This window comes from Bifidobacterium sp. ESL0825 (assembly GCF_052606465.1).
In genome coordinates this window covers 818,753-845,124 of sequence record NZ_CP199589.1, presented here as the reverse complement: position 1 = coordinate 845,124, position 26,372 = coordinate 818,753, and the positions used below count along the sequence as shown (strand labels likewise).

General features: G+C 60.3%; 16 protein-coding genes. 8 read left to right on the top strand and 8 right to left on the bottom strand.

Features of this window, described 5'->3' with window-relative positions:
• Nucleotides 1-27: 27 nt before the first annotated feature.
• A complete protein-coding gene (locus tag ACUIAG_RS03600) occupies nucleotides 28-807 on the bottom strand; it encodes a nitroreductase family protein (protein ID WP_445340210.1) in 780 nt (259 codons plus the stop codon).
• A 168-nt stretch (nucleotides 808-975) separates the two neighbouring features.
• On the opposite strand from ACUIAG_RS03600, the gene ppgK reads away from it, so the two are divergent.
• The 4 genes from ppgK (at nucleotide 976) to ACUIAG_RS03580 (ending at nucleotide 6,819) form a co-directional block, all read left to right on the top strand.
• A complete protein-coding gene (gene ppgK / locus ACUIAG_RS03595) occupies nucleotides 976-1,746 on the top strand; it encodes a polyphosphate--glucose phosphotransferase (RefSeq protein WP_024626544.1) in 771 nt (256 codons plus the stop codon).
• A 75-nt stretch (nucleotides 1,747-1,821) separates the two neighbouring features.
• A complete protein-coding gene (locus ACUIAG_RS03590; RefSeq protein ID WP_445340209.1) occupies nucleotides 1,822-3,003 on the top strand; it encodes a pyridoxal phosphate-dependent aminotransferase in 1,182 nt (393 codons plus the stop codon).
• 131 nt (nucleotides 3,004-3,134) lie between these two features.
• Nucleotides 3,135-4,511 (top strand): MFS transporter, encoded by a 1,377-nt coding sequence (locus ACUIAG_RS03585; protein ID WP_445340208.1) that lies wholly within the window; start codon nucleotides 3,135-3,137, stop codon nucleotides 4,509-4,511.
• Nucleotides 4,512-4,581: 70 nt separating this feature from the next.
• Nucleotides 4,582-6,819 (top strand): exo-alpha-(1->6)-L-arabinopyranosidase, encoded by a 2,238-nt coding sequence (locus ACUIAG_RS03580; protein WP_445340207.1) that lies wholly within the window; start codon nucleotides 4,582-4,584, stop codon nucleotides 6,817-6,819.
• Between the two features lie 18 nt (nucleotides 6,820-6,837).
• On the opposite strand, the gene ACUIAG_RS03575 is transcribed toward ACUIAG_RS03580, so the two are convergent.
• The gene (locus ACUIAG_RS03575; protein WP_445340206.1) at nucleotides 6,838-9,096 is read right to left on the bottom strand and encodes a hypothetical protein; all 2,259 of its coding nucleotides are present in this window, start codon (nucleotides 9,094-9,096) and stop codon (nucleotides 6,838-6,840) included.
• Between the two features lie 50 nt (nucleotides 9,097-9,146).
• Here ACUIAG_RS03575 and ACUIAG_RS03570 point away from each other — a divergent pair, with 50 nt between their 5' ends.
• The 3 genes from ACUIAG_RS03570 (at nucleotide 9,147) to ACUIAG_RS03560 (ending at nucleotide 16,374) form a co-directional block, all read left to right on the top strand.
• Nucleotides 9,147-12,551, top strand: a complete 3,405-nt coding sequence (locus ACUIAG_RS03570) for a tetratricopeptide repeat protein (protein ID WP_445340205.1) — start codon at nucleotides 9,147-9,149, stop codon at nucleotides 12,549-12,551.
• Nucleotides 12,544-15,108: an NAD-dependent DNA ligase LigA gene (ligA, locus tag ACUIAG_RS03565; protein ID WP_445340204.1), complete on the top strand. Its 2,565-nt coding sequence runs from the start codon at nucleotides 12,544-12,546 to the stop codon at nucleotides 15,106-15,108. Before ACUIAG_RS03570 ends, ligA begins: the two co-directional genes overlap by 8 nt.
• A gap of 69 nt (nucleotides 15,109-15,177) precedes the next feature.
• Nucleotides 15,178-16,374, top strand: a complete 1,197-nt coding sequence (locus ACUIAG_RS03560; RefSeq protein WP_101432566.1) for an Mrp/NBP35 family ATP-binding protein — start codon at nucleotides 15,178-15,180, stop codon at nucleotides 16,372-16,374.
• A gap of 43 nt (nucleotides 16,375-16,417) precedes the next feature.
• On the opposite strand, the gene ACUIAG_RS03555 is transcribed toward ACUIAG_RS03560, so the two are convergent.
• Nucleotides 16,418-17,764, bottom strand: coding sequence for an MFS transporter (locus ACUIAG_RS03555; RefSeq protein ID WP_445340203.1), 1,347 nt, complete (start codon nucleotides 17,762-17,764; stop codon nucleotides 16,418-16,420).
• Between the two features lie 553 nt (nucleotides 17,765-18,317).
• Between ACUIAG_RS03555 and ACUIAG_RS03550 the strand changes: the two genes are divergently transcribed.
• Nucleotides 18,318-19,124: a PmeII family type II restriction endonuclease gene (locus ACUIAG_RS03550; protein WP_445340202.1), complete on the top strand. Its 807-nt coding sequence runs from the start codon at nucleotides 18,318-18,320 to the stop codon at nucleotides 19,122-19,124.
• Here ACUIAG_RS03550 and ACUIAG_RS03545 read toward each other — a convergent pair.
• The 5 genes from ACUIAG_RS03545 to ACUIAG_RS03525 all read right to left on the bottom strand — a co-directional run bounded on the left by ACUIAG_RS03545 (nucleotide 19,111) and on the right by ACUIAG_RS03525 (nucleotide 26,343).
• Entirely contained in the window at nucleotides 19,111-20,457 is a 1,347-nt protein-coding gene (locus ACUIAG_RS03545; protein WP_445340201.1) for a DNA cytosine methyltransferase, read from the bottom strand. The genes ACUIAG_RS03550 and ACUIAG_RS03545 overlap by 14 nt on opposite strands.
• A 1,268-nt stretch (nucleotides 20,458-21,725) precedes the next feature.
• The gene (glnA, locus tag ACUIAG_RS03540) at nucleotides 21,726-23,162 is read right to left on the bottom strand and encodes a type I glutamate--ammonia ligase (protein WP_445340200.1); all 1,437 of its coding nucleotides are present in this window, start codon (nucleotides 23,160-23,162) and stop codon (nucleotides 21,726-21,728) included.
• A gap of 143 nt (nucleotides 23,163-23,305) precedes the next feature.
• Entirely contained in the window at nucleotides 23,306-24,040 is a 735-nt protein-coding gene (locus ACUIAG_RS03535) for a DUF4191 domain-containing protein (protein ID WP_313837977.1), read from the bottom strand.
• 48 nt (nucleotides 24,041-24,088) lie between these two features.
• Nucleotides 24,089-25,576, bottom strand: coding sequence for a dihydrolipoyl dehydrogenase family protein (locus ACUIAG_RS03530; RefSeq protein WP_445340199.1), 1,488 nt, complete (start codon nucleotides 25,574-25,576; stop codon nucleotides 24,089-24,091).
• 140 nt (nucleotides 25,577-25,716) lie between these two features.
• Complete coding sequence (locus ACUIAG_RS03525) at nucleotides 25,717-26,343, bottom strand: DUF3043 domain-containing protein (RefSeq protein WP_045924617.1); 627 nt, start codon at nucleotides 26,341-26,343, stop codon at nucleotides 25,717-25,719.
• Nucleotides 26,344-26,372 lie beyond the last annotated feature (29 nt).

The window sequence follows — 26,372 nt, the reverse complement described above, 5'->3', positions numbered from 1 at the left end:
TGCCGGAGCACTGGGATACAGCCCCGATCAGGACCTGATGAAACGGCCCCCGTCTCCCCAGGTCCATGTGCCGCCGCCGGCGCCAATCTGGAAGTTCATTTTGGCTATGCCCAGATCGACTGCGGATCCGTAGGCGACCGAGGGATCCAGGGTGGTGATCGCATCGCCGGAGTCCTTGTCCCATGCGAAAACCACCGGCTGTCCGTTCATGGCCGAAGGCGCCTTGGCGGCGGCAGCCACGCCGGCTTTGAACCACTCCGGTGCATCCCGGCGATCCTGCGCGCTCATGGCTGAGGTCAGCTCCTCATAGCTCTTGGAGGTTCGATGCTCGCTCTGACGTTGGCAAAGCTTGTCGAAGTCCTGGTTGCCGTAGCCGATCTGGTCGGCCGGATAGCCGATGGTGACTACCAGATAGAGCGACTGACTGGGGGTGATCCGGCAGTGGCGCTCGGCTGCCTGACGGTCCCAGCTGCCCGACACCCATCCTGTCCCCAGTCCGTACAGGGTGGCGGCAAGGACCATGCGCTCGCCATAAAAGCCGGCTTTCTCCAGGCTCTCCTGATCATCCTTGGGCCCGACCAGGGCCAGGTAGTTGGCCGCATTGGCCAGATGGCCGGAAGCGTTGTCGGCCGCGAAGGCATCGGGCTTTCCCAGGACCAGCTGCATGTCCAGACCGCTCAACGTGTTCAGAGCGTTCAGAGTGCTGCCCAGCTGCCTGGCCAGGTCGGGATCGATGGGCTTGGGGTCATATTCTCTAGTGGTGATGCGCACGTTGACTGCGTCGATGAGCTGTGTATGTTCGGTCATAACTTCAATTATCCCACCCAATCCTTCTTCCCGCAGTCTGCAGCACACGGCCAGCGAGACTGCCCTGGGTTGGCTTATGCCGCTCCCAGGGCTGCAGAGGCATGCCTTGGGGTACAATCGCTACCGTGCCGGTTCGGACCCTCATCTTTGATCAGCTAAGGAGCAGCAATGATTGAAACAGCGCAGGCTTTCGGAGTGGATATTGGTGGATCCGGCATCAAGGCTGCCCCTGTCGACTTGACGATCGGGGATTTTGCAGAGCCTCGCAAGAAAATTCTCACTCCCGAGCACTCCACCCCGGAGGCTGTGGGGGTTGTCGTCAAGGAGCTTTTGGACCGCTTCGAAGTTTCCTCGGACGTGCCTGTGGGCATCGCCTTCCCGGCCCCTGTCAAGCCTGACAAGCCGCTGGATTTCATGGCCAACTTGGACCAGGCCTGGGTGGGTACCAATGTCCAAGAGGTTCTTTCCAAGGCCTGCGGCAGGCCCGTCAGCGTTGTCAACGACGCGGATGCGGCCGGTCTCGCCGAGGTGCAGTACGGGGCTGCCAAGGGCCAGAAGGGTCTGGTCATCGCCACCACACTGGGCACCGGAATCGGCACGGCGCTGATTTATAACGGCGTGCTGATTCCCAACAGCGAGCTGGGCCATCTGACGCTGGACGGCAAGGACGCAGAGAAGTACGCAGCCTCATCGGTGCGTGACCGCAAGAAGCTGAGCTACAAGAAGTGGGCCAATCGTCTGACCAAGTACTACCGCCTGCTTGAGCACTATTTCAACCCTGACTTCTTCGTCGTCGGCGGCGGTGTCAGCCGGATGAGCGAGAAGTTCCTGCCCCACATCGACATCAAGACCCCCATCGTAGCTGCCAAGCTGCGCAACCAGGCCGGCATCGTAGGCGCCGCCTATCTGGCTGACCTTCGGCAAAAGCACCTGGGGTGAATCAGGGCTTTCCCTGCGGCCATCCTGCATGGAGCGTTCATGCGGGTGTTGGATCGGATGAGGGGCTGAAGAATCGTGCATTTTTCCCGCCGAACAGGGTCTGACCGCCCCAATCGCATTGCTCTTGCCGAGTCAGAAGCCCGAGCTCATGGTCTCAAGCTGGGCAGGCTGAACGACTCCAATCCCACCCGCTTCGGGCTGGCCCCGGCATTCCTGCCGCAAGTCTATGAGGCGGAACCGAGGGGGCCTGGTAAGGCCCGCCAGGCCCTGGCTGAGTTTCTGACCGCGCGCCAGGGATTGGGCCAGAGCGAGGGTGGTAGAGTGGTCAGTCCTGATGACCTCTACCTGCTCTCATCGACATCCGAGGCTTATTCCTGGCTGATGAAGCTCCTCTGCGACCCGGGTGACGCCATTCTGGAGCCCAGGCCCGGATATCCCCTGATCGAATCCATCGCCGGTCTGGAGTGCATTCGAACAATCCCATACCGCCTGTCCTACGACGGATCCTGGGTCCTTGACCTGGCCACGGTCAGGCAGGCCCTGGAGGGACCGGATGGCGACCATATCCGTGCCCTGGTCCTTATTAACCCCAACAATCCCACCGGTTCCTACATTCATCCGGAAGAACGCCAGTCGCTGCTGGAACTCTGTCAGCGGCATGGGGTGGCCGTCATTGCGGACGAGGTCTTCTTCGACTACCCGCTGGATCCCCTGCCGGGTCGTGCCCGGCTGGCCGGTGAGCAGCAGGTGCTGACCTTCGCCCTGGACGGGTTCTCGAAGAGCCTGGCAGCTCCCCATGCCAAGGTGGGCTGGATCCAGGTTTCCGGGCCAGCCGACCAGGTTGCCCAGGCCAAGCGCCAGCTCGACCTGATAGCCGATGATTACCTGCCCATGAGTCTGCTGATTACCAAGGATATGGAATCCATGCTGGCAAGTATTCCAAGTCAGACCAGCCGAGTGGGGGAGCGTGTCAGGCGCAATCTTGAAACTCTTAGACAACTATTGGGCCAAAAGGAGTCCTGTGTCTCTCTGCTCAGGCCCGAGGGAGGCTGGAACGTTCTGCTGCGCTTTCCCCAGGTCATCGACGAGGAGGAATTGATTCTCCGCCTGATTGGGTCCTACGGGTTGACTGGCCAGCCCGGATACTTTTTCGACATGCCAGGCAACGGATACCTGGCCCTGTCGCTCCTTCCGGAAACCTTGGAATTCCGCCGAAATGTAGGTTCAGTCGTCTCAGCTATCGAAAAAATGCTGTGAAGAAAACCCTCCTCTTGCCTGGTTTGCTCCGATAATGAATTCGGAATGATCACCCGTCATGGAAGGGGGAGATTGGTGGGGCTCAATGATGAGCCACTGATTGCAAGGTTGCACACGAAGGAGCATTGATGATGGGGAACGGAAATAATGATCGAAGGGGAGACCTGGCTGAGGGGGTCGGTGAGCGAGTAGGGGAGGGCATCAAAGCCATGGCCTCTGCGGATGAGGCCGGAGGCGCTGTCGCAGGCCAGGGCATGGATGCGAGCCTGGCTCCGGATACTGGCAGAAAGCTCAACAGCAAGGAGAAGGTCCGTTTCGCCATCGGATTCGCCCTGGTATCCCTGCTCTGGGCAGCGCCCTTTTCCATGGGGTCAGGGGTTCTTCTGCCTCAGATCTTCAATACCCTGCACGGGGTCAGCGCCGAAGCGGCTCTGGGGACGATGAATTCGATCGGCTGCGTATTCGCCCTGGTGGCCAATATTGTTTTCGGCGCTCTCTCGGATATGTCCAGGTTCCGAGTCGGCAAGCGCACCCCTTGGATCGTGCTGGGCGGCATTATCGGCGCCCTGGGATTCCTGATGGTCATCCAGTCCCACACGCTGGTCATGATCATCTTTGGCTGGTGCATTGTCCAGGTGGGCATCAACTGTCTGATAGCCCCGGCGGTGGCGGTTCTCTCCGACAGGATCCCTGAGTCAACCAGGGGGACCTATTCGGCACTGTATGGAGCCAGCCAGGTAGTCGGTCAGCAGCTGGGGACAGTTATTGGAAGCTCGTTTCTGACCAACATTCGCACCGGCCTGGTAGTCGGCATGATCATCTTCCTCTTTTCGGGCATCCTCACCGTGCTGATCTGGCCCCGGGAGAAGTCGGCAGCCAACACAGTCGTGGAGCGCACCTGGGCTGATGTCGGCCGGTCCTTCATACCGCCCACCAAGAACAGCCGGGACTTCTACATGGCGCTTCTGGGCAGGTTCACTTTCATCGTCGGCTGTTACATGATCCAGGGCTACCAGCTCTACATTCTGCAGAAGTACTGCCATTTGAGCAATGACCAGGCTGCATCCACACTCAAGGTCATGGCTCTGCTCTCGGTAATCACCACCATCCTGGCTGCTGTGGTCTCAGGCCCTCTCTCGGACTTCCTGCAGAAGCGGAAAGTGATCGTGGCCATCAGCTGTCTGATCATTGCTCTCGGGATGGTTTTCCCCTTCCTGATGCCGACCGCAACGGGCATGTACATTTATGCCGCCCTGGCTGGAATCGGCAACGGCTGCTACATGTCAGTGGATCAGGCGTTGAATGTCGATGTGCTGCCGAATGCCAAGGAGGCCGGCAAGGATCTGGGCATCCTCAACCTGGCCAATACCATAGGCCAGGTGATCGCCCCCGGGTGCACCACTCTGGTTATCGGCATCTTTGGCGGCTATAGGATGATCTTCCCCGTCGCCATCGTCTGCCTGCTGGCGGGGACCTTCTTTATCATGATGATCCGTAAGGTCAAGTGAGTCTGAAAACCTGTAATCCGGACCTGTGATGAGCAGCGGCCCGGGCAATCGAATCCGAAAGGACATAGACATGACGGAAAAATCGCATACCAAAGCCGAGGATCTGGATCTGCAAGAGGAGGCCTCGCTGACCTCGGGATCCGACTCCTGGCACCTGCAGGGACTTCCCGACAAGGGCTATGAAGGCTATATGATCACCGACGGCCCTTATGGCCTGCGCAAGGCCACAGGCTCCGACGTCTACGGCTCGGTCCCGGCCACCTGCTTCCCTCCGACCGCCGGACTGGCCTCCTCCTGGGATCCTGATCTGACCTACCAGGTGGGCCAGGCCATGGGCGAAGAGTGCATCCAGGAGAAGGTGGCCGTGATTCTGGGCCCCGGCATCAACATCAAGCGCAGCCCGCTGGGCGGCCGCAACTTCGAGTTTTACTCGGAGGACCCGGTCCTGGCAGGCCACCAGGCCGCAGGCATGGTCGAAGGGGTCCAGTCCAAGGGAGTCGGAACCTCTCTGAAGCATTTTGCAGCCAACAACCAGGAGACCGACCGGCTCAGGGTCAGCTCTGACGTGGACGCGCGCACCCTGCGCGAGATCTACCTGCCGGCCTTCGAATACGTGGTCAGGAAGGCCAAGCCCTGGACCATCATGTGCGCCTACAACAAGATCAACGGGGTCTTCAGCTCGGAGAACCGTTGGCTGCTGACGGACGTGCTGCGCGGCGAGTGGGGCTACCAGGGCATGGTCATGTCGGACTGGGGCGCTGTCCACAACAGGGTCAATGCCCTGCAGGCCGGGCTCAACCTGGAGATGCCGCCCTCCCGCACCGACGACCAGGTGGCCCAGGCTGTGCAGGCTGGCAACTTGGACAAGGAACAGCTGGACCGGATGGCCCAGGGGATCCTTGACCTGATCGACAAGGCCCGTCCGGCCATGTCCCAGCAGGGGTATCGCTACGACGTCCAGGAGCATAACAACGTGGCCCGTCGCGCGGCCCAGGAGTCCATCGTGCTGCTGCGCAACGAGGATCGGATCCTGCCGCTTGATCCGAAGAAGAAGGTCGCTGTCATCGGCGAATTCGCCCGGACTCCGCGCTACCAGGGCGGAGGCTCCTCGCACATCACGCCCACCGAGGTCTCCTCGGCTCTGGATGGCTTCAAAGAGGCCGGAATGAATGTGGACTTCGCGCCCGGGTTCACGTTTGACGACAAGGAGCAGGATCCTGCTCTGACCCAGCAGGCGCTTGAGGTCGCGCGCGGAGCAGACACTGTGGTGCTCTTCCTGGGGTTGCCTGAAGATGCCGAGTCCGAGGGCTTCGACCGCACCAGCATGGATCTTCCTGACAAGCAGGTGGCTCTGCTCAAGGCTGTCTCCGAGGTCAACGACCGGGTGGTCGCCGTCCTCTCCAATGGAGCCGTGGTGACAGTTGCCGACTGGATGGACAAGACCAAGGGTCTGCTGGAGACCTGGCTGCTGGGCCAGGAGGGAGGACGCGCCGTGGTGGATGTGCTGACCGGCGTCGCCAATCCCTCGGGACATCTGCCTGAAACCATTCCGGTCCGGCTGGAGGACAACCCCACCATCACCTCCTTCCCCGGCGAGGAGGGTCACTCCCGCTATGGCGAGGGCGTCTACGTGGGCTACCGCTACTACGACACCTTCCAGCGTCCGGTGGCCTTCCCCTTCGGGTTCGGGCTGTCCTATGCCGACTTTGACCTGGATCAGGTTGCGGTGACCAAGACCGGAGCCAACTCGGCTCGGGTGGAGGTGACGGTGACCAACACCTCGCAGGTGGACGGCGCTCAGACCGTGCAGGTCTATGTGGCCCCCTGCGCCAGCCGGGTGAACCGGCCCAGCCATGAACTCAAGGCCTTCGCCAAGGTATTCCTGAAGGCCGGGCAGTCCCGCCGAGTGAGCATGGACCTGACTGAACGCGACTTCGCCTACTGGTCCACAGCCATGGATACCTGGCATGTGGAGGCGGGCACCTACCGTATCCAGGTGGGTACCTCCAGCCGCGATCTGGTTGCGGAGCAGGACCTGCAGGTGGACGGCGACGGCAGGTTCATTCCGTTGAATGCCGAATCGACCATGGCCGAGTGGCGTGAGAATTCGATTGGCGGGCCCATCCTGCGTGACCGTGTCGAGCAGGACGGCATACCGCTGCCCGACGATCCCAATACGGCCCAGCTTTTCGACACCATGCCTCTGGCCTCGGTCATCACCCTGTCGGGCGGCGATGGCAATGGCATCGTGGCTGACATGGTCGACCGGTATAACCAGGCCCTCAAGCAACAGGGTCTGGACTCCTGACACCGAGGTTTGCTGGGCTCAGGGTCCTAGGAACCAGACGGCCACGTTCATGGCCTGGCTGGAGTCGAAGTGCTCCAGCAGGACCATGGCGTTGACGAATGTCAGGATCAGACCAGCCAGGCAGGCCAGTGTCAGCAGGCTCATGACGGCCGCTCCCGCAGTGGAGCGGCCGTCTTCGTATATTGAGGATGCAGCGGCCATGACCACCACGGCGGCCAGGCAGATCAGCCAAGCGAAATCGATGGTATAGCGCACTGAGAATCCGCCAATATAGGAGTCCGCGGCCATGACCAGGACTGCCAGAGCCAGGGCCAGGATCAAGGCGGGCATCCATCCCCGGCGGTGCAGATAGTTTCGCACTCGGGGCAGGGCGACAAGGGCCATGGCCAGCAATAGCACCGGGGCAGTGACCAGGAGCCCGCCCAGGCCAGGTTCGGTGAAGTGCCAGATCCGCATGGGAGCCGGGGAGAATTGCAGGTAGGGGAAGACGGGCAGACTGGTCAACGGCTGCAGCAAATAGTAGCCGAAGATCTGAAGCAGGCCCTGGGTGCCGGGATGATAGTTGGTCAGGTCCAGGACGGTCATTTGATACCGGTTGCCGAAGTCCAGCAGGGATCCGAATCGCCAACGGTTGTACCAGAGCAGGGGGGCGGCCACCAGGAGGACCGGCAAGAGGCCGCAGGTCAGCAGGGACAGCGCCCGCCCCCGGGACAGGCCGTCAGGATGGCTGCCACGCGTGAACAGGGTAGTGAATACTGCCTTTATTTCCCGGGCAAACAGGGGTAGCGCCAACAGACCGGCGGCCAGGAAGGTGGGTCGGCAACCCAGGGTGGCAGCCACTGACAGCGATCCCAAAAAAAGCCGCGTTGGGGACAGATGCCAGGGGTGATCCCCGTCTTCTATGGTCCACATACGTGTTGACCGATGACACGGATGTTCACCAGCGTCCGCAGTCTGTTGCCTGACCCGTCTGGCCCCCATCCAGAGCCAAAGTCCGGTCATGACCGCCAGCAGGGAGGCATCGAAGGGAATCGTGTAGAAGTTTCGACGGCACCAGAGGTAGACCATGCCGGATCCTCCCAGCATGGTTGTAAGGGCCATGCCGACCACGGCCAAGTTGACCCGGGGGAACCAGCGGGCCAGCAGGCGGATGGTGGCCAGAGCCGTCATGATGGTGGCCGCCGCAACCAGCAGGGCTGCAGCCGAACTGGTGGGCAGGGCATAGCCGCCTGGATGCACCAGGCCGGTTATCGCTCGGTAGGGCAGGAAGAGCAGCAGCACCGGCAGGACACCGAAGTAGGAGTACCAGTGGCCGCCCCGGTAGACGTAGTCCCAATATATGGGTTGCTGGTCCTGGGCCAGCAGTGCGTTGCGGGTGGCTATGTCAAAGGGGTTGGCTGCCTTGGCCAGACCTGGCGCCTGGCCCAGATCCAGCCAGGGGCGTCCATGAAGAAGGGCCTGGGCTACGTGATCGTACTGGTTGAAGTCGTAGACGTAGGCATGTGGTTGGTGGTAGGCCATGGGGGTGAAGGTGGACAGATCATGCTGGATGTTCCAGCAGGACCAGGCTGCCAGCGGGGCCAGGATCAGGGCCAGGACCAGGCGCTGGCTCGCTGAGCCCGTATCCAGCCGGGTCCGCCAGAGGATCGAGCCGGGAAGGTAGCCCAGGATCAGCGCCGCCAGACAGGCCAGCATCAGTATCCGCGCCAAGCTGAGGTCCAGGGGGACCACCTTGGCCGGGGTCATCCCGGTCAGTGCCAGCCGGGATCCGGTGGGTTCCTGTATCCACAGGCGTATGGACTGGATCCGGGCGCCGCTGGGATTTCCGCGGATGCGCAGGTAGTGGCTGCGGGCCTGACCGGGGCAGACCAGTCCTCGGGTGCCCTGGGTCCATCCCCCATCGCCGGCCAGGCGCAGGTCCAGACGTACATGGATCTGCGACAGGAATGAACCCTCGACATCCTCTGCAAAGTGAGCCTGGGCGAAGGATGCCTGTCCATCGGCGACAGGGACATCCACCCAGGCGCCAGCCGGATCGGCGATTTTCAGTCCCCCGCCCGGCAGAGGGGACAGCCCTGGTCCCAGCCGGCCTGGTGGGGAGTGGGCATCGCCCGTAGTCTGTGCCGGAGAGTTTGACCTGGAGCCTATCAGGGACTGCCAATGGGCCAGATTGAACACTCCCAGTTCGAGGATGAGCACAACAACAAGCGCTGCCAGCAACCGAATGGTCGTGCCCCTGGCCGGGGTGGGTCGTCGCAGGGCTGGCAGAGTCATCACGGTTTTATTCTAACGGCGACATGTCGCGCTGGATTGGGACAATCGAAGGTATGTCCAAGAACGCGAAGAAGTCCCGGGGGTTCGGGGATCTGTCCGGCCTTGGCCGTTCCATTCTTTCCGCACTGGAGGGATTGGTGGGCTCCTCTCGGCCGACCACAGGGGGTCGTGGGGATCGTCCCCTGGATTCTTCGGTGGCCGACATGGTCGATCTGATCAACCGGACGGGAGGCCATCCGGATGATCGGCAGATGCACGAATTCCTGGCCTCTCACAGCCGTATTTTAGGTATTGCTGTCAAGCGCCGGCTTTTTCCCCGCCTGCAGGGCGTGCCCGAGGGGCTGACGCTGGGCTGGGTCCAGTGGCCCGATGCCCCAGGCCGGGGCTTCGCATTGGGGATCTTCACCGATCGCCGTCACTTTGCCCAGATCGCTCTGGCTGACGACCATGGCCGGGTTTTCATCGGCGAGCAGAGCCGGATGGATCTGCAGAACATGGAGCCTGCCTTCCTGCTGGGCCGGGAGGAGGAGGTGACCTTGGCCGACGGTCGTCGGCTGGGCCTTGATCCAGAACAGGGTTCGGGGCCGGTCCGCGCCCTGCAAGGTGCTGTAGTAGGTCGTGACGATGCCGGCCACCTGCGCTGGTTGGCCTCCTGGCTGCGGTCCAATGGCCGCTATTGCCTGGAGCAGCTGCGTCCCCTGCTGCCTCCGGAGATGCGTCTGGACCTGGAGTATCGGGATGCTGTGGCCATCGCCTTCTTCGCCGCCTACCTGCTGCCGCGCATCCAGGGGACCTTCACCGGGTTCGGCTCGGGCAACATCTTCCACCGGCTCAACCGGGAGGCACCGATGGGAGCCATCCGACGCAGCGTGGGCGACATGATCCAGGCACGCTCCCATGGGCAGCGGGTCTCCGGGCTGGAGGATCTGTTCGCCGACCTGATGCGTGAGGCCGGGGCCCTGTCGCCCGTCTCGGGTTTGGAGGCCGTTCACGGGGCGGAGCCCCTGCATCTGTATGCTTCCTCCTACTCCGGCGCCTACTTCCTGAGCTGGGATAACGGACTGGAGTTCACTGCCGCCTTGGCGGCCTTGCGCATCGAAGGCAATCTGAACAGGTTTGCCGCTGTCAGCGCCTGGCTGGAGCGCAATGCTCGCCTGGGGACGCTGCCCACCGAGGACTCGATCAACCGCGTCCAGGCTACCCGGCTGGACCAGGCCCTCTTGGACGATCCTGCCATTGTCGCCCTGCTGCGCCCGGGTGACTATCCGATTCGCTTCGACCCGCTGGAGGACGACGGGCGGACCGCCATCAACGCCATGGTCGACAAGGCCGCAGCCACCGCTGTCATGGTGCGTCAACAGGCTCCCCAGGCGCTGCCGGTGCGGGCGGACGGCCAGGGTCAGGAGCCCGTGCAATCCGAGTGGGTCTACCGGCAGACGCTGGCCATGCTCATGCGATCCCTGCGGCTGCCCTTCCGCTTTGATGTGGAGTTCAGGTCCAATCTGGCCCAGGGGCAGGTTGCTCTGGCCTTCACTGCGGCAGGGCGCACCATGATGCCCTCCAGCCGCTACGAGGACAAGTCACGGGCCTGGCGGGACCTGGACGAGGGCGAACGTTCCGCCATGAGCGCTGACTACAATTTGCGCGTCGGGCTGATGATGGCCGCCCTGGCCTTCGGAGCGGATCCAGCTGTGCGCGAGGTCAGCCTGCAGATCGACTCCATCGGTCTGGAAGAGGCTGTCGACCAGCAGAACTCGGCCATCAGGACCATGATGGGACAGGCTTTGGAGGCCTTTGAACGCATGCGTTCGGGTGAGGTGGCCCCCACTGGGTCCAAGGCTGATCCCAAGGATGGCGACGTACACGGCGATCCCACCAAGCCCATCGCCTCCCGGATGGCTCCTGAGCAACAACAGGATGAAGAGGAAGACAAGGCCGAGGATCAGGGCGAAAAGGAATCCGTAGATCATGAGTTCAAGGATCTCATGCAGGGCGTGGACCTTGACTCTGCAGCCTTTGCAGCGCCGTCGTCAGCCAATGGGGATGCATCGAAGGAGGATGTCTCCAATGATGATGCCTCCGCAGATCAGAGCGACGACGACGCATCGCAGAACCCGCTCAGCGCTCTGCAGAGCAATCCGACCATACGCACCTTGGTTTCGGTGGTCTTCAGCAGGGAACTCTTCCTCTCCCGCATCCGTTCACAGGGTCTGAAGGATCCACGTGCCGTCTACCGCTTCTTCGACGCGGCCATGCAGCTGGATTCCCAGGGCGGGCTCAAGCCCACCGAGGCTGTCTTCGACATGCGCGATGATCGCTTCAGCCCCCATGGCAGCCAGGAGGAGCCCGAGTTCTCCGAGGTGGCCTTTGCCGACAAGTCTGCCCAGGCGCTGGGCGCGCATCAGGCTGTGGATCTGTCCATCCAGCGGGCCGACCTGCTGCAGAGGGCTGTGGGCGGCTTCCATCAGCTGGCTTCTGACCGGGCCATGACTTCGGCAGCCAAGGCCCAGGCGGCCACGGGCATCATCGAAAGCATCGGCGACCCGGAGCTGGAGCAGCTGGCGCCTCAGGTTGCCAGCGCCATGATCGACGGCACCCCTGTTCCCGACTTCGACTTCTCCCTGTCATCCCAGTTGGACAAGGAGCGCGTCAAAGCCCGCGATCTGCTCTTCTCCGGCGGCGCAGCCCAGGGCATACAGGTTGAGCAGGATGCCATCGCCCATATGGATGCCGTCTTTGCGACCGAGGGCCAGGTGCCCCGCTACTTCAACTCCTACGCCGAGCGGGTGGTCTATAACCGCCTCTTCGCCACACCGGGGGAGCGGACCCTGCTCATTCCTGACAACCTCTTCTATGCCCACCTGGAGATAGCCGATCTGCTGGCCCAGCTCAAGGAGGATCAGGCGGCCCTCAAACACCTGAACGCCATGGTGGCCTATGCGCCCGCCTACCCGCTCTCCCACCTGAAGCTGGCGGTCATGCTGGCCAATCGGGAGGACTGGGATTCGGCCCGGGCTGCCACACTCAATGCTCTGAGGGTGGCTCTGGACCGCGACGATGCCTCCTTCGCCTACTACCGTCTGGCCTATGCCTCATGGATGCGCGACGAGTTCGACGTGGCTGCAGCGGCCTATCTGATGTGCGAGCACATCAGTCCTGACCGGATACCAGCCCTCAAGAGCGAGCTGGCCGAGCTGCAGGCCAGGGCCCGCTCCCAGTGCGTGGTCCTGCCCGAAAACCACAGACAGGCCCGCCAGGTGCTGGCTGAACATGGCCTGCCGGTCTGGCCTCACACCGAGGTGGCCTCCATAGTGCGCCAGGCCGCGCGCATCTGTGTGGACGGCGGGCTGTTCGTCCCGGCCCGAACTCTGTCAATGGCGGCCGCCAGGATGAACGACGACGATAATGAAGGTGTTGATGTGGTACAGGCACAGTTCATGAGGTCGCTCAATGCATGACAAAACAGCTCAGCAAGATATTCAGCAAACCAGTGACGCGGGTGGGGATGCCGAGTCCAGGCCCAGGCCGGGCACCGACCGATGGATAGCATCCCTGCAGCCCGACGATGCTGATGCCATGCGGCTGGGGGAGCTGGATCTTGACTCCCTGGGAGCCCAACAGGCCCAGCGTCTCTGGTCCAGGCTGGCCGCCTGGGTGGAGTCCGACCAGGTCGCCTATTACATAGACGATGCTCCGGTCTCCTCCGACGCGGCCTACGATGCCAGGATGCGCTGCCTGCAGGAGCTGGAGTCCCGCTTCCCCAGCCTGGACACCCCACAATCGCCGACGCACCGGGTCGGAGGGACCTTCTCCAACGACTTTGCCTCCGTCCGCCACCCCTCCCAGATGCTCAGCCTGGATGATGTCTTCAGCGTCGCCGAGCTGCGCCAGTGGTATGAGGGGCTTCGCAGCGAGCTTGACTGGCCAGAGGACAAGGCCCTGCCCATGACCAGCGAGGTCAAGATCGACGGCCTGGCCCTCAACCTTCTCTACCGCAACGGGGTGCTGGAGCAGGGGCTGACCAGGGGGGACGGGGTGACCGGAGAGGATATCACCCTGAACGTCCGGACCATCCCAAGCATTCCGCAGAACCTGTCCGGCCCGGCCCGCGACATCCCTGAGTTCGTGGAGGTCCGCGGCGAGGTCTTCATGCGGTTCGACGACTTCAACGCTCTCAATGAGCAGCAGGAGAAGGAGGGCAAGGCGCCCTTTGCCAACCCTCGCAACGCCGCCGCCGGGTCTCTTCGGCAGAAGGACCCGCGCATTACAGCCAGCCGTCGTCTGAGCTTCTACGCCCATGGCCTGGGCTCCCTGAGGTGGGGCCCGGCCCATCCCAAGGGGACCCACGACGAGGTCATCGACCAGTCCCAGGCCTACGACCTCTACAAGCAGTGGGGGATTCCGGTCTCTCCCCACAACCGGGTCGTCGCCTCCTTCGACCAGATCCTGGACATGATCGACTATTATGGCCAGCACCGCAACGACATCGAGCATGCCCTGGACGGCATCGTCGTCAAGCTTCAGGACCGGGATCTCCAGCGCAGGCTGGGTGCCACCTCACGTGCCCCCCGCTGGGCCGTGGCATACAAGTATCCGCCGGAGGAGGTCAATACCCGGCTTCTGGACATCACTGTCCAGGTGGGCCGGACCGGGCGAATCACCCCGGTGGCTGTGCTCACCCCGGTCACCGTGGCCGGGTCCACGGTCTCCAGGACCACCCTCCACAACGCCTCTGAGGTCAAGCGCAAGGGCATTCTGATCGGGGACACGGTCGTGGTCCGCAAGGCGGGCGATGTGATCCCCGAGCTGGTCGGACCGGTCGTCGAGGCCAGGAAGGGGCGCGAGAAGGACCTGAGACCCTTCGTCATGCCCGAGACCTGCCCCAGCTGTGGCGCCCGTCTGGCTCCGGCCAAGGAGGGCGATGTGGACATCCGCTGCCCCAACGTGGAGTCCTGCCCGGCCCAGCTGACCGAGCGGATCATCCATATGGCCTCGCGAAAGGCCCTGGACATCGAGCATCTGGGGGAGCAGAGCGCCATAGCACTGACCAACCCCGATGAGAACCGGCCTGATTCCGTTGAGGTCTACGCCCCCGGCCTGCGTGAGGTCCTGGTCGACCAGGGCGGCCAGGCAGCCCCCTACCAGCCGGACCCGGACCTGAAGCTTCCGCCACGTCAGGATCCGGTCCTGACCAGCGAGGCAGGCCTCTTCGATCTGAAGGTGGAGGATCTGCGTCAGGTCTATGTCTGGCGTGAGGTTCCTCTGATGGAGCAGGTGGAGGTCGAAGGCCGGCAGGGGCGCGCCGCAACCAAGCGCAGGACTGGCGGCAGCGGCCTCTGGTACCGGGTGCCGGCCTTCTATAACCAGGGCGAGCGGGCCATGAACAGTCATGAGACCCAGGTCCAGGAGGCCGCACTGGACAGTGCCGACGCCCAACCCTCCAGGAATACCCTGCAGATGCTTGAAGAGATCGACAAGGCCAAGCATGCCGACCTGTGGAGGGTCCTGGTGGCCCTGTCCATCCGGCACCTGGGACCGACCTCGGCCCGGGCCATCGCCACCCGATTCCCCTCGCTCAAGGCCGTGGAGGAGGCCAGCGTGGAGGACCTGTCCGAGCTGGACGGGGTGGGCCCCGAGATCGCGCACTCCATCCACGACTGGTTCCAGGGCGCCCGACAGCCCGGCGACTGGCGCGGTCGCATCCTGGATGCCTGGCAGGCCGCAGGAGTGGGCGCTCACGTCGAACGCAGCACCAAGCCGCAGACCCTGAAAGGCATGACCGTGGTGGTCACCGGCAGCTTGGAGGACTTCTCCAGGGACTCAGCCAAGGAGGCCATCGTGGAGCGCGGCGGCAAGGCTTCCGGGTCCGTCAGCAAGAAGACCACCTATGTGGTGGTCGGTGCCAACCCGGGCTCCAAGGCCGACAAGGCTGAGAGTCTGGGCCTGCCCATCCTGGACGAGGCGGCTTTCCACCGTCTGCTTGACACCGGCGACCCAAGCCCGGCCCAGGGCTGATTGTGACATTCGCAATATCCGACCAGCCGCGCCCTGGCAGCCGATGGCTGGGCGCGATATGGTGACGGCATGGAACAAGTAGAGCATCGCAAGGAAGGGACCCGGAATCTGGAGGAGCTGCCTCGAAGAATCAAGGGGGAGGTCTATGAGCGGCTCAGCCGGGTCATCGATCCGGAGCTGGGTCGATCCATCACCGATCTGGGCATGATCACTGACATCATTGTCGAGCCGGCCAGGGATGCCCAGGCCGACTACGAGGTGACCGTGCGGGTGGAGCTGACCATCAAGGGATGCCCGCTGTCGACCACCATCACCAACCAGATCAACGGGACCGTGACCTCCTACCCGCGAGCCCGGCTGCGTCCGCATATCGATGTCTCCTCCATGAGCCGGGAGAAGCTGGACAACCTGGTGGCCGACCTCAAGGCCGCCCGGCGCAGCAACCCTTTCTCCAAGCCTGGCGTAGGCACCCGCATCTTCGCCATCGCCTCGGGCAAGGGGGGCGTGGGCAAATCCTCGGTGACCGTCAACCTTGCGGCCACGCTGGCTGCCCTGGGCTATGACACGGCCGCCATTGACGCGGACATCTACGGATTCTCCCTGCCTGGGCTCTTCGGCGTACACAGCCGGCCTACCAACTTGCACGGCATGCTGATGCCGGTGACCGCCTGGGGGGTCAAGCTGATCTCCATCGGCATGTTCGCCGGGTCGGACCGGGCCATCCTCTGGAGGGGTCCTCGCCTGCAGCGCTCGCTGGAACAGTTCCTCTCTGATGTCTGGTGGGGCGATCCCGATGTGCTGCTGCTGGATCTGGCTCCTGGCACCGGGGACATGGCCCTGTCAGTGGCCCAGGCCCTGCCCAATAGCCGGCTGATTGTGGTCACCACCCCCCAGCCCTCGGCCTCGCAGGTGGCCGTGCGTTCAGGGCTGGTGGCCCTCCAACTGCCCACCAAGGTCCAGGGTGTGATCGAAAACATGTCCTGGTACGAGCACAATGGCGAGCGGCTGCGCATCTTCGGTCAGGGCGGCGGCCAGCGGGTGGCCGACCAGCTGACCCGTGACCTGGGGTATCAGGTGCCCCTGCTGGAGCAGCTGCCCCTGCAGACCGACCTGCGCGAGTCGGGGGAGTCCGGCCGTCCGGCAGTGCTCAGGCCTGATGGCTCCCTGGATGATTCGCCGTTGACCAAACGGTTTGTGGACCTGGCCAAGACCCTGATGGCGGGTTCGGAGCCTGGCGATGCCCATCGGGCAGCCGACGAAGGCTGACTCTAAGACAAAGCTGTCAGTCAGGCGCCATGCCTGTCCGGGATTAGACGGCGGCCGGGCTCTTCCGGCTGGTGATCTGCCGCGAGGGGATGGCCAGGAACCAGGGGACAGCCAGCACCACCAGGCCGATGGCGCACATGGCCAGGAAGGGAATGACCTCATGTCCGGCCAGGATGTAGGAGGCGAACATGGGTCCCACGATGTAGCCCAGGGAGGCGGCCGTATTGAGCAGGCTGAACATGCGTCCGCTGAAGGATGGCCCGGCCAGTTCGGCGGCCACAACCGGCTGGGAGATGCCCATCATGACCTCGCCCAGCCCGAAGATGGTGATGCCCAGGGAGGCCACGCTCAGGGCGCCGGGGGTGGAATCCAGGCGCAGGCCCAGGACGATGATCACCCAGGCCGCAGCCCAGAAGACCGGCACGGTGCGCAGCAGGCGCACATGGTTGGCGTCCTTGAGCCGGGGCAGCAGCACGATGTTCATGATCACCACCGAGAAGGTGTTGACCACGTCCACCACTGACAGGGACCAGCGGGGAATGTGCGGATCGGAGATCAGGGTGGTGACCAGGCCGGCGTCGAACTGGGAGTAGCCGAACAGGTCCATGAAGAAGGTTCCCATGGTCAGCAGGGCCATTGAGGCCAGCACCCTGGTCAGGGAGCTGGTGCGTCCGCCGAAGGTGCCGTTGACGGTCATGCTTTCTGCGCCCTCTGCCTGGCTGGCCTTTAGGGCATGGGTTGCCCCTGTGGATTCCTGGACGATCTCTCGCTCTGCCTGGGCCTTGAGCTCAGCCGTCAACCGTCGCAGCTGCCAGTGTCGTTCGATGACCAGCAGGGACAGGCTGAGCAGGGCGAATCCCAGGGCCCTGCCGCCGAAGCCAATGCGGTAGAGGAAGTCCTGACCGCCTGCGGCCAGCAGTCCGCCCACGGCAGCTCCTAGGCCGATGCCCAGGTTGAGCTCGGCCTGGTTGATGCCGTAGACGATCCGGTGCTGCTCCCGGGTGGAGATCTGTGTCAGGATGCTGGCCCAGGAGGTCTGCATGCCCATCCCCAGGCCCGAGACGAAGGCACCTGCGACTGCTGCCCGGTAGTCGTGGGCCATGGTGAAGATCAGGGGGCCGATGACCGAGAAGATCATGGCCGTGTGCATGGCCAGCCAGGAGGAGCGACGGTCCGAGACCCAGCCGATGATGGGGTTGGAGATCAGGGACCCCACGGAGCTGATGGTCACCAGGAGGGCGGCCTCGCTCATGGTGGCGCCCAAGGAGTGGGTGGCGAAGAGCAGCTCGATGGGCATGACCAGGCCGATGCCGAAGTTGCACATAAGGTCCACGATGAGCATGGCTCGCAGATATACGGGCAACTCCATGAACTCACGCAGCCAGCGCATGGCAATATCTCCTTCTTACTGCAAAAATGGACTTTCTTTCCAAGCTCTATCTCAACACAGCTAAGCGACTATATGACACCAGGTATGAATGGTATGGGAGGAAGAAACATGACTGCGGATAGTCAGATTAACTGAAGGCAGCATGCTGGCTTGGTGTGGAGACACAAAACTTATTCTCTTCTGTCGCTACTGGTTTTGGTTTTCGCTTCATGGTCCAGAATCAAATTAAGAGTGCGGGATTTGCAACCTTCTGGATGTGTGGTTTAAGCCTGAAATACTTCATAAGCATAGAAATATTGATAGTAACTGATGTGCCAACTTCGCCTGAAAAAAGTATTATATTAATAGTAACGGATTAATGGCCTTTCAATTCTCCCATTCGTAACTATCTTATTTGGTATGTTTAGCTTCTTGCTACCGGCTATGAAAAGTTACCTTTTGTACGTGGCGAGCATTCAATTAATTTTGATATAAAAAAAGGATAAAATACATCAATCAGATTTTCATCCGGCCAAGTTCCTAATTACTCAATCCAACCAATATTATCTACAACATGCCGTTTTTCAATTTTAAGAAAACTCAGCTATCATTAAGTAGCATGATTGTAACAAATGACGAAAAAAAGCAAATAGCACGGGACACTATCTCTAAGTATCAGGCAAAGAGGCTTGAGGCATACCGAAAGATGAAACTGAATCAGCTGTTGGGAAAGGATGTACTTCTGTTCGCTGCGCGCGGAGTCACCACAGCTTCGGCATTTGTGGATGAGGCATTTAAGGCGGCTGAGAGTTCCAGTGAAGAAACGATTATGGGCAATACTAGACAGGAGCTCGCAATCCTCCTCAGTAACAGTGCTGACACTGGCGATATGACAGTCGTGCGTGGAGGAGTGAAATACTACTGTGAAATCAAGAGCCAGACAAATACAACGAATTTTGGGTCGCTAGCAGCTGTACTCCAAGAACTTAAATTCGATGTAGACAACGATCAATCTTCGGCGCATCGTACTGTAACTAATCAACGCATCGGCGCGGCGCTGCTTATTAGCCGCTCAACAAAAACGATAGATGAATCCCGTGTATTCCACTGTGATTCGGTAGCAAAACAACCCTATTCAATGCTTGAAGGTTTTCATTACAGATATATATCTGGACGTGCAATGTGGCAATGGGTTGCTGATGTTGATGACCCAATTGAATTAGTTCAACCCCTTGTTAAGTTAGATGGCGGGCAAGTAGCCAAAGCTCGATCTGATGCACTGTCAAGAGTGCATCAGGAACTGCAAGAAAAGTTGAAGGATCTAAAATTAAATGATGACATCGACTCTATATATGAACTAGTCAAAACTACTTGGCACTAACTTTCCAAGTCTTGTCTGATGTGTTTCTGTACCGGCTATATGGAAATGATTTGAAGTGATTATTGATCGGTTCACCGGTCATATCAGCAAGGATGGTACGCCCGATAGCCTCGCCCAGCTGGACGGGTACGGCATTGCCGATTTGACGGTATACGTCAGAAACGCGTCCAGCGATGAACCAGTCCGCAGGGAATCCTTGGACAGCTTTGTATTCTTCTATGCTTAATACGCGATCTGCAGTTGGATGACCGAGCAATGTGGCTGGCATAGTCGGTGTTGTTACTAATGTGGGGCATGGCTTATCCCAAGCAATTCGGCGATGGAAGCCTGTCTTGCCGCCGCTAAGGCGGTAAGCTTTGCCCATGGCTTTTTCCTGGATGTTTTTCGGTAGGCTAGTCCAGCATCTACCTTCGGGTACCATGCGTAGCCACTCTAGACGGTCTTCGCGTAGAGGAGTGTAGTGTTGAACTTCATCTTCAATATCAACAACTGCTTGTCTGAATGTGTGCCATTTGGGCAGTCCCCATTTTGGTTCGTTGCTATTCGTCGGTGTCAGATAGCGGCACTTGGTTCCGTCGCGTTTAGCGATAAGTACAACGCGCTCGCGATGTTGGAATGCACCAAAATTAGCAGCGTCGTACAGGTTGAAGCTCACACCATAACCCATCGTATCTAGTTTATTGAGAATAATCTTCAACGCGCCACCGTGGACGGGTTTTCCTGCCGGTACGAGCGGGTATGCGGTGGACAATAGACCGCGTACATTCTCGATTACCAGATAACGTGGACGCAATTGTGCAGCCAAGTCAATAAAAGCTAGATAGCAGTTGCCTCGTGGGTCATCGAACGCGCGCCGTGCTCCCGCTGTGGAGAAAGCTTGGCAAGGTGGCCCACCGAACATAACATCAATGTCAGTATCGGGTTTCAATCTTGCCATCTGCCGCACATTGGTACCATTTAACAATGTGATGTCACCAACTAATGCTTTGTTTGGCCAGTTAACGCCAATACTCATTCGAGCTTCACGCATATTCTCACAAAGAAGTCGAGCAGATAATCCGACGTGTTCCATGCCTAGATCAAGTCCGCCTGCGCCAGTGAAGAATGACAATGCGATTGGCCCATCTGACATTTCTGTGACTGGGTGATCAACTGGTGCTGGAGCAAGATTCTGTTTGCGCATCCATTCTTTTATGACCCGAGGCTCGAATACGTGTCGAGCACCACATTGCAGAGATGGCAATTCCCCGTTTCTTAGCCAACGTGATACGGTCGCTGTGGATGTACCGAGTAAATCAGCAACTTGAGCAGATGTAAGAAGGGAATCAGTCATATTTTAACTATATAGGCAGTGGTCTACATTATGAAAGATATATTTCGTTTTGTAAATAGCTCATCTTAAATCGTTGTTTCACATGCCAACGGGCAGGATTCGATTATTCCATAAGTACCGCATTTATTCTGAACATATAACGAGCTATTGTTTGGCAGTTACTCCAATGTTGCCCGAAACGCGTATTATGAGAGCTGATTGCATGGCGACCAAACTTTTGATATTTACAATGTGTGATTGTCTTATCGACGAATAGATAGTACTTTCACATTGGACGGCGTAATTGATGCGGGCACTATGTCAAAAACACCTTATCCGGAAATCCTAAACGTTTGCAATTTCTGACAGTAACATCTTGACCTTCGTTGCCGCCCATGCTCGCCTTCTTCCTCCGCATCTCGTCATTGTCATTAGACCAGACCTCCCCTACGTCTGGCAAAAAGACGCTGTAAATGAATTGGTATAGCTGTTCTTGAGCATGCGATTAGAGTCTTGATAGCGAATAGACACAGACAAAGCACCTAGCCAGGTCGAAGATCGATTCACCAAACCGGGAAAGTTATCCGTGTAAGTACTGTTAGGTTCGGCTTCGATTCTCAAAACAGTCGCTTTCGTCGGAACGACTATACTTATGACATTAACTCGAGAATCCACAGAACCCCTCTCTACGCAGCTATTTAAACCTCTCACTTTTACTTAGCTTGTAAGGCCAGATGAACAAACTCCTTAGACTCAGCAATTTGCTGTCGCGATGCTATAAACATCGGTATATTAAAGATTCAAGCTTGGTGCGGAGCAGATGTAGAGCTTTAAAATACGAGGTAATTTTAGAGTAAGCTGATTATCTTCACTCCAAAAATTCAGGCGCCACGTAACAGAACTTATCTATATCCGCGAATATCAATATCTTACTAATCAACTGTAGAATCTCAAGCATTCGAAACAATAACCTAACAACATAGCCATTATGTATATCCGCAGCAGATTGCTTTATTCGTGTGCATTTGAGGCTTTACCTGCAGGAGTTCATTTAAAACAAAAAACAGCACTCATCAAAAGATGATGTGAGAAAAGGTGCGTTCAAGGATATTTGCTTAACTGTGATGACAATTTACTCAAATCATCTGTTCATCGTGTGGACTTAAGAAAATCCCACTCATATCCAATTTCGGATTTAGTGGGATTTTCTTATAGCCAGATAAGTAAGCTGAGCTGCTTTGAGTAGTGTAAAAAGCTCTTTACCTCAGTAGCTTTGCCCTTTCTTGACGTCAGATGTGGAAGTAGAGCTCATACTCCAGGGGGGTGGGGGCCAGACGGGTCTGGTCCAGCTCACTGCGCTTCAAATCCAGCCAGGTCTGGATCAGGTCGTCGGTGAAGACGTCGCCCTCGCTCAGGAAGTCGTGATCCTCCTCCAAGGCGTTCAAAGCCTCCTCCAGGGAGCCGGGCACCTGCTTGATCTGGGCGTGCTCCTCCGGGGGCAGCTCATAGAGGTCCTTGTCGATGGGGGCCGGAGGCTCGGTGTGGTTGAGGATGCCGTCCAGTCCTGCCATCAGCTGGGCCGAGAAGGCCAGGAAGGGGTTGCAGGAGGGGTCGGGGGCGCGGAACTCGATCCGCTTGGCGGCAGGCGAGGTGCCGGCCAGGGGGATGCGGATGGCCGCCGAACGGTTCCTGGCCGAGTAGACCAGGTTGACCGGGGCCTCGTAGCCGGGCACCAGCCGCTTGTAGGAGTTGGTGGAGGGGTTGGTGAAGGCCAGGACGGACGAGGCATGCTCGATCAGGCCGCCCACATACCAGCGGGCGATGTCGGAGAGTCCGCCGTAGCCGTTCTCGTCGTAGAAGAGGGGCTTGCCATCCTTCCAGAGGGACTGATGGCAGTGCATGCCGGTTCCGTTGTCCCCGGCGATGGGCTTGGGCATGAAGGTGGCAGCCTTGCCGGCCAGGGCGGCGGTCTCGTGGACCACGTACTTGTACTTCATCAGGTCGTCGCCTGCATGCAGCAGGGTATTGAAGCGATAGTTGATCTCCTGCTGGCCGGCGCCGCCCACCTCGTGATGGGAGCGCTCCAGAATCAGGCCCACCTTCTGCAGGTTGGCCACCATGTCGTCGCGCAGATCCTGGTAGTGGTCGATGGGCGGTACGGGGAAGTAGCCCTTCTTGACCCGGTTCTTGAAGCCGATGTTGTCGGAGCCATCCTCCTCGACGTCGACGCCCGAGTTCCAAGGAGCCTCGATGGAGTCGACCTCGTAGAAGGAGCGCTGCATGCTGTTCTCGAAGCGGACCTTGTCGAAGATGAAGAACTCGGCCTCGGGGGCGAAGGAGGCCGTGTCGGCGATGCCGGTGGAGCGCAGGTAGGCCTCCGCCTTGGCGGCGATCTGCCGGGGGTCGCGCGAGTAGGGCTCGTCGGTCACCGGGTCAACAATGGAGAAGGCCACATTCAGCGTGCGATGACGGCGGAAGGGATCCAGGTAGGCAGTCTCTGGATCGGGAATCAGCTTCATATCCGATTCGTTGATGGCTTGGAAGCCTTGGACGGAGGAGCCGTCGAAGGCCATGCCGTCCGTGAAAGCGTCCTTGAGGAATTCGCTGGCGGGCACGGTGAAGTGCTGCTGGATCCCGATCAGGTCCGTGAACCTGACTGAGACATATTCCACGCCCTCCTGGTTGATCAGAGCTTCGCAATCGGCCTTTGACTTCAGTTCTCTCACTGAACTGCTCCTTTCGTGGAAACCGTAACGGTCACCCAGTCTAGGGGACCGGTTTTTTCGGCAATGCACCGTTGAGGTTACGGGGGTGTTTCATGCGAAGGTCCCGGCGCCTCCCTCAGGGAGACGCCGGGACCTTGAAAACATCAGCGCCCGCGCATGGCCTTGCGGCTGACATGTATCTTGGTCGGATCGATGCCCTTGGGCATTCCCAGGGCGCTCTGCCGCTTTTGCAGGGTGACCAGCCGGTCGTTCAGGGTCTCCAGCTCGGTGGCGGTCAGCTTGACCTTCTTCTTGATCACGGTGCGCTGGAGCTTGTTGAGCGGAACCTGGTCAGGACCGTGGCCCACGCTGATCCGGTAGATGGGGATGGCCGACCCACGGGTGATGCGGCGGATCTTCTCCTCTTCGCGGTTCATGGCCTTGTTGACGCGGTTGTAGTCGCCCTCGGCTATCAGGTAGACCCCGGTTCGGCCGGTGCCCCTCCAGACGGCGTCCTTGGTCTTGGCATCAATCCATACAGGTTCCTGGGGGAAGGAGAAGCCCGCCTTGGAGATGCTGCTCAGCACGGCGGCGGCAGCGCCTGGACGACCCTCCATCTTGGCGTAGCCGACCTTGTCGGAGCGCCTGGTCAGGGTCATGGTGGCCAGGAGCAGGCCGACCATGATGCCCAGAAGCACGGTCAGGATCCAGGACAGCCAGCCAAAGTGAGCCAGCAGGCAGATCACCACTGCTATCAGTGTGGGCACCAGGATGGCCGCAGCCAGCAGCCAGGGAAGAGCCTTGTCCTCTGCGTAAGTGAATTGGTAGATCTTGACGATCTGACTGATCGTGCTGTTCTTCTTTTTTGTTTTTTTGCCCTTGGTGTCCTCTGTAGCCATGCCATCCTCACTCGGAAACGTTCACTGGTTGACCAGTCTACCGCATGCCTAATGCATGTTCAGGGGTCTGCCGTCAGCCTTGAGCAGGGCCTCTCCAATGGCTTCCGAGAAGGTGGGATGGGGATGGATGAGCCCGGCCGCCCGGTGCAGGGGGATCTGGTTGCCCACCAGCTGCTGGGCCTCGGCGATATTCTCGGAGGCCTGGGGGGAGACCATCTCCAGACCGACGACTATCTGCTTCTCCAGATCGGTGGCTTGGCAGGCGGTGATCAGGCTGAGGGTGCCCTGCAGGCCGCTCATGCGCATGCGCGAGTTGGCCATCATGGGGTAGATGGTCTCCTTGACCTGGTTCAGCGATGGATCGTCCTCGGCCTCCTGCCGGCTGAAGCCCACAGCTGCGGCCTGGGGGGAGGAGAAGACCACGCGGGGGATGGTGGCCTCATTGACAGGTTCAGGATCCAGGCCAGAGGCGGCATCGGCCAGGGTGATGCCCTGCTGGAAGGCCCTGTGGGCCAGATGGTGACCAGGGGTGATGTCGCCCAGGGCCCAGACCCGGTCGCGGCTGGTGCGCCCCTGGGAGTCGGTCAGGACCTGACCCTGCTCGTCCAGGTCGATGCCCAGCTCTTTCATATGCTGGGGGTTGGTATTGGGGTCCCTGCCGATGGCCACCAGAACCAGATCGGTCTCGATCGCTCCCGCCTGGCCCTTGTCGTCGGCCGGCTGGTAGTCGATCTGAATGCCTTCATCTGCGGGCAGACGGTGTCCGCCTGAGCAGCGGGCATGGGTGATGATCTGAATTCCCTGACGTTTCAGCTCCCGGGTCATGATCTGGCCGGTCCGCCGACCCCAGTGGGAGAGCACCCGGTCATGCCTGACCATCAGGGTCACCTGGCAGCCGGATTGGTTCCAAATAGTGGCGAATTCCAGGGCCACCGCACCTGAGCCGATAATCAGCGCGCGGCGGGGAAAGGGCTTGAGGGTCAGCGCCCGGTCCGTGTCGATGACCAGATCATCGAAGGGGAGCTCCTCCAAGGGCCTGGCGTGAGACCCAGTGGCCAGGATGGTATCGCAGGTGGTCAGCCGGGTTTGATTGCCGTCATCGGCGGTCACCTCCACCAGGCCGTCGCCGACGATGGTGCCGTGGCCGTGCACCACGGTGATGCCACGCTGCTTCAGCAGGCTGGACAGGCCGCCGGTCATGGCGTCCACCATCCGGTCCTGATAATCCTGGAGCTTCTGGTAGTCGATGCTGGCCGACCCGATATTGATGCCCATGGCGGCCCCGAGATCAGCCTGTTCGAGAACCTGGGTGGCTGTCAGCAGGGCCTTGGTGGGGATGCATCCGCGGTTCAGGCAGACGCCGCCGACCACAGGGTCCTGCTCGACCAGGGCCACCCGTCCGCCCAGCTCTGCCGTGCGCAGGGCTGTGGCATACCCGCCTGGGCCCGATCCGATGATGATGGTGTCATACTGGCGGCTGTCGGCATCCCATGGGTCAAGAGACTCTGTGCCGGGTTGGTTGATCGATTGCTGCATAAGAATCCATGCTAGCCGTACCGGCTGGGAGAATGAAGAGCATTCGCACAATGTGGAGTGAGTACAAAAACCGCCCGGAACCCAAAGGGCACCGGGCGGCGCTACCAGTCCATCGTTCGGTATGTCAGGACGGTTCGCTGTCAGTCGGGCCAGTGCCCGCGCTTGCTCTGATTGGGCTTGGGAACCCGCCACCGCCGGACCATCATGGCCCGTTGCCAGGCGTAGGAGGCCGAACGCGAACCTTTGGCCACCGAGCGCTCGCCGAACTTGTCGATCAGCAGGCGCTTGAGCTTGCGCCACATCAGCCAGGTATCGATCAGGGCAATGATCAGGTAGCCATAGAGCAGGACGGTCACCACCATGGTGAAGGTTGCATAGTGCTGAGGGCCCACGAACATGCCCATCAGGGTGGCGACGAACATAAGGATGATGGCCGGGAATATCCATTCCAGCAGATTGAAGCGGGCATCCACATAGTCGCGGATGTAGATCCGCCAGGGCAGGCGCTCCGACTTGGGCATGTGGTCGAGGTCGCCGGTTCTCATGGCCTCGTACTGGGCATCCTCACGGGCCCGGATCCGGGCCTTGGCGGCCTTGCGAGAGGCCTTGCGGTCCTTGGGGACCAGCGGGCGCAGGTTCCGGGCCTCAGCCTGCTTGCGCTTGGGTGTGGGGCGTCCCTTGCCTCGTGCCTCTTCAGTGGAGGCCGTCTGGTCCGCCTCCGCCTCTTTGTCCCGTCGATCCTTGCGTGAGAAGGGGTTCCATGTCATGCGAACAGGTTACGGTGACGCCTAGACTC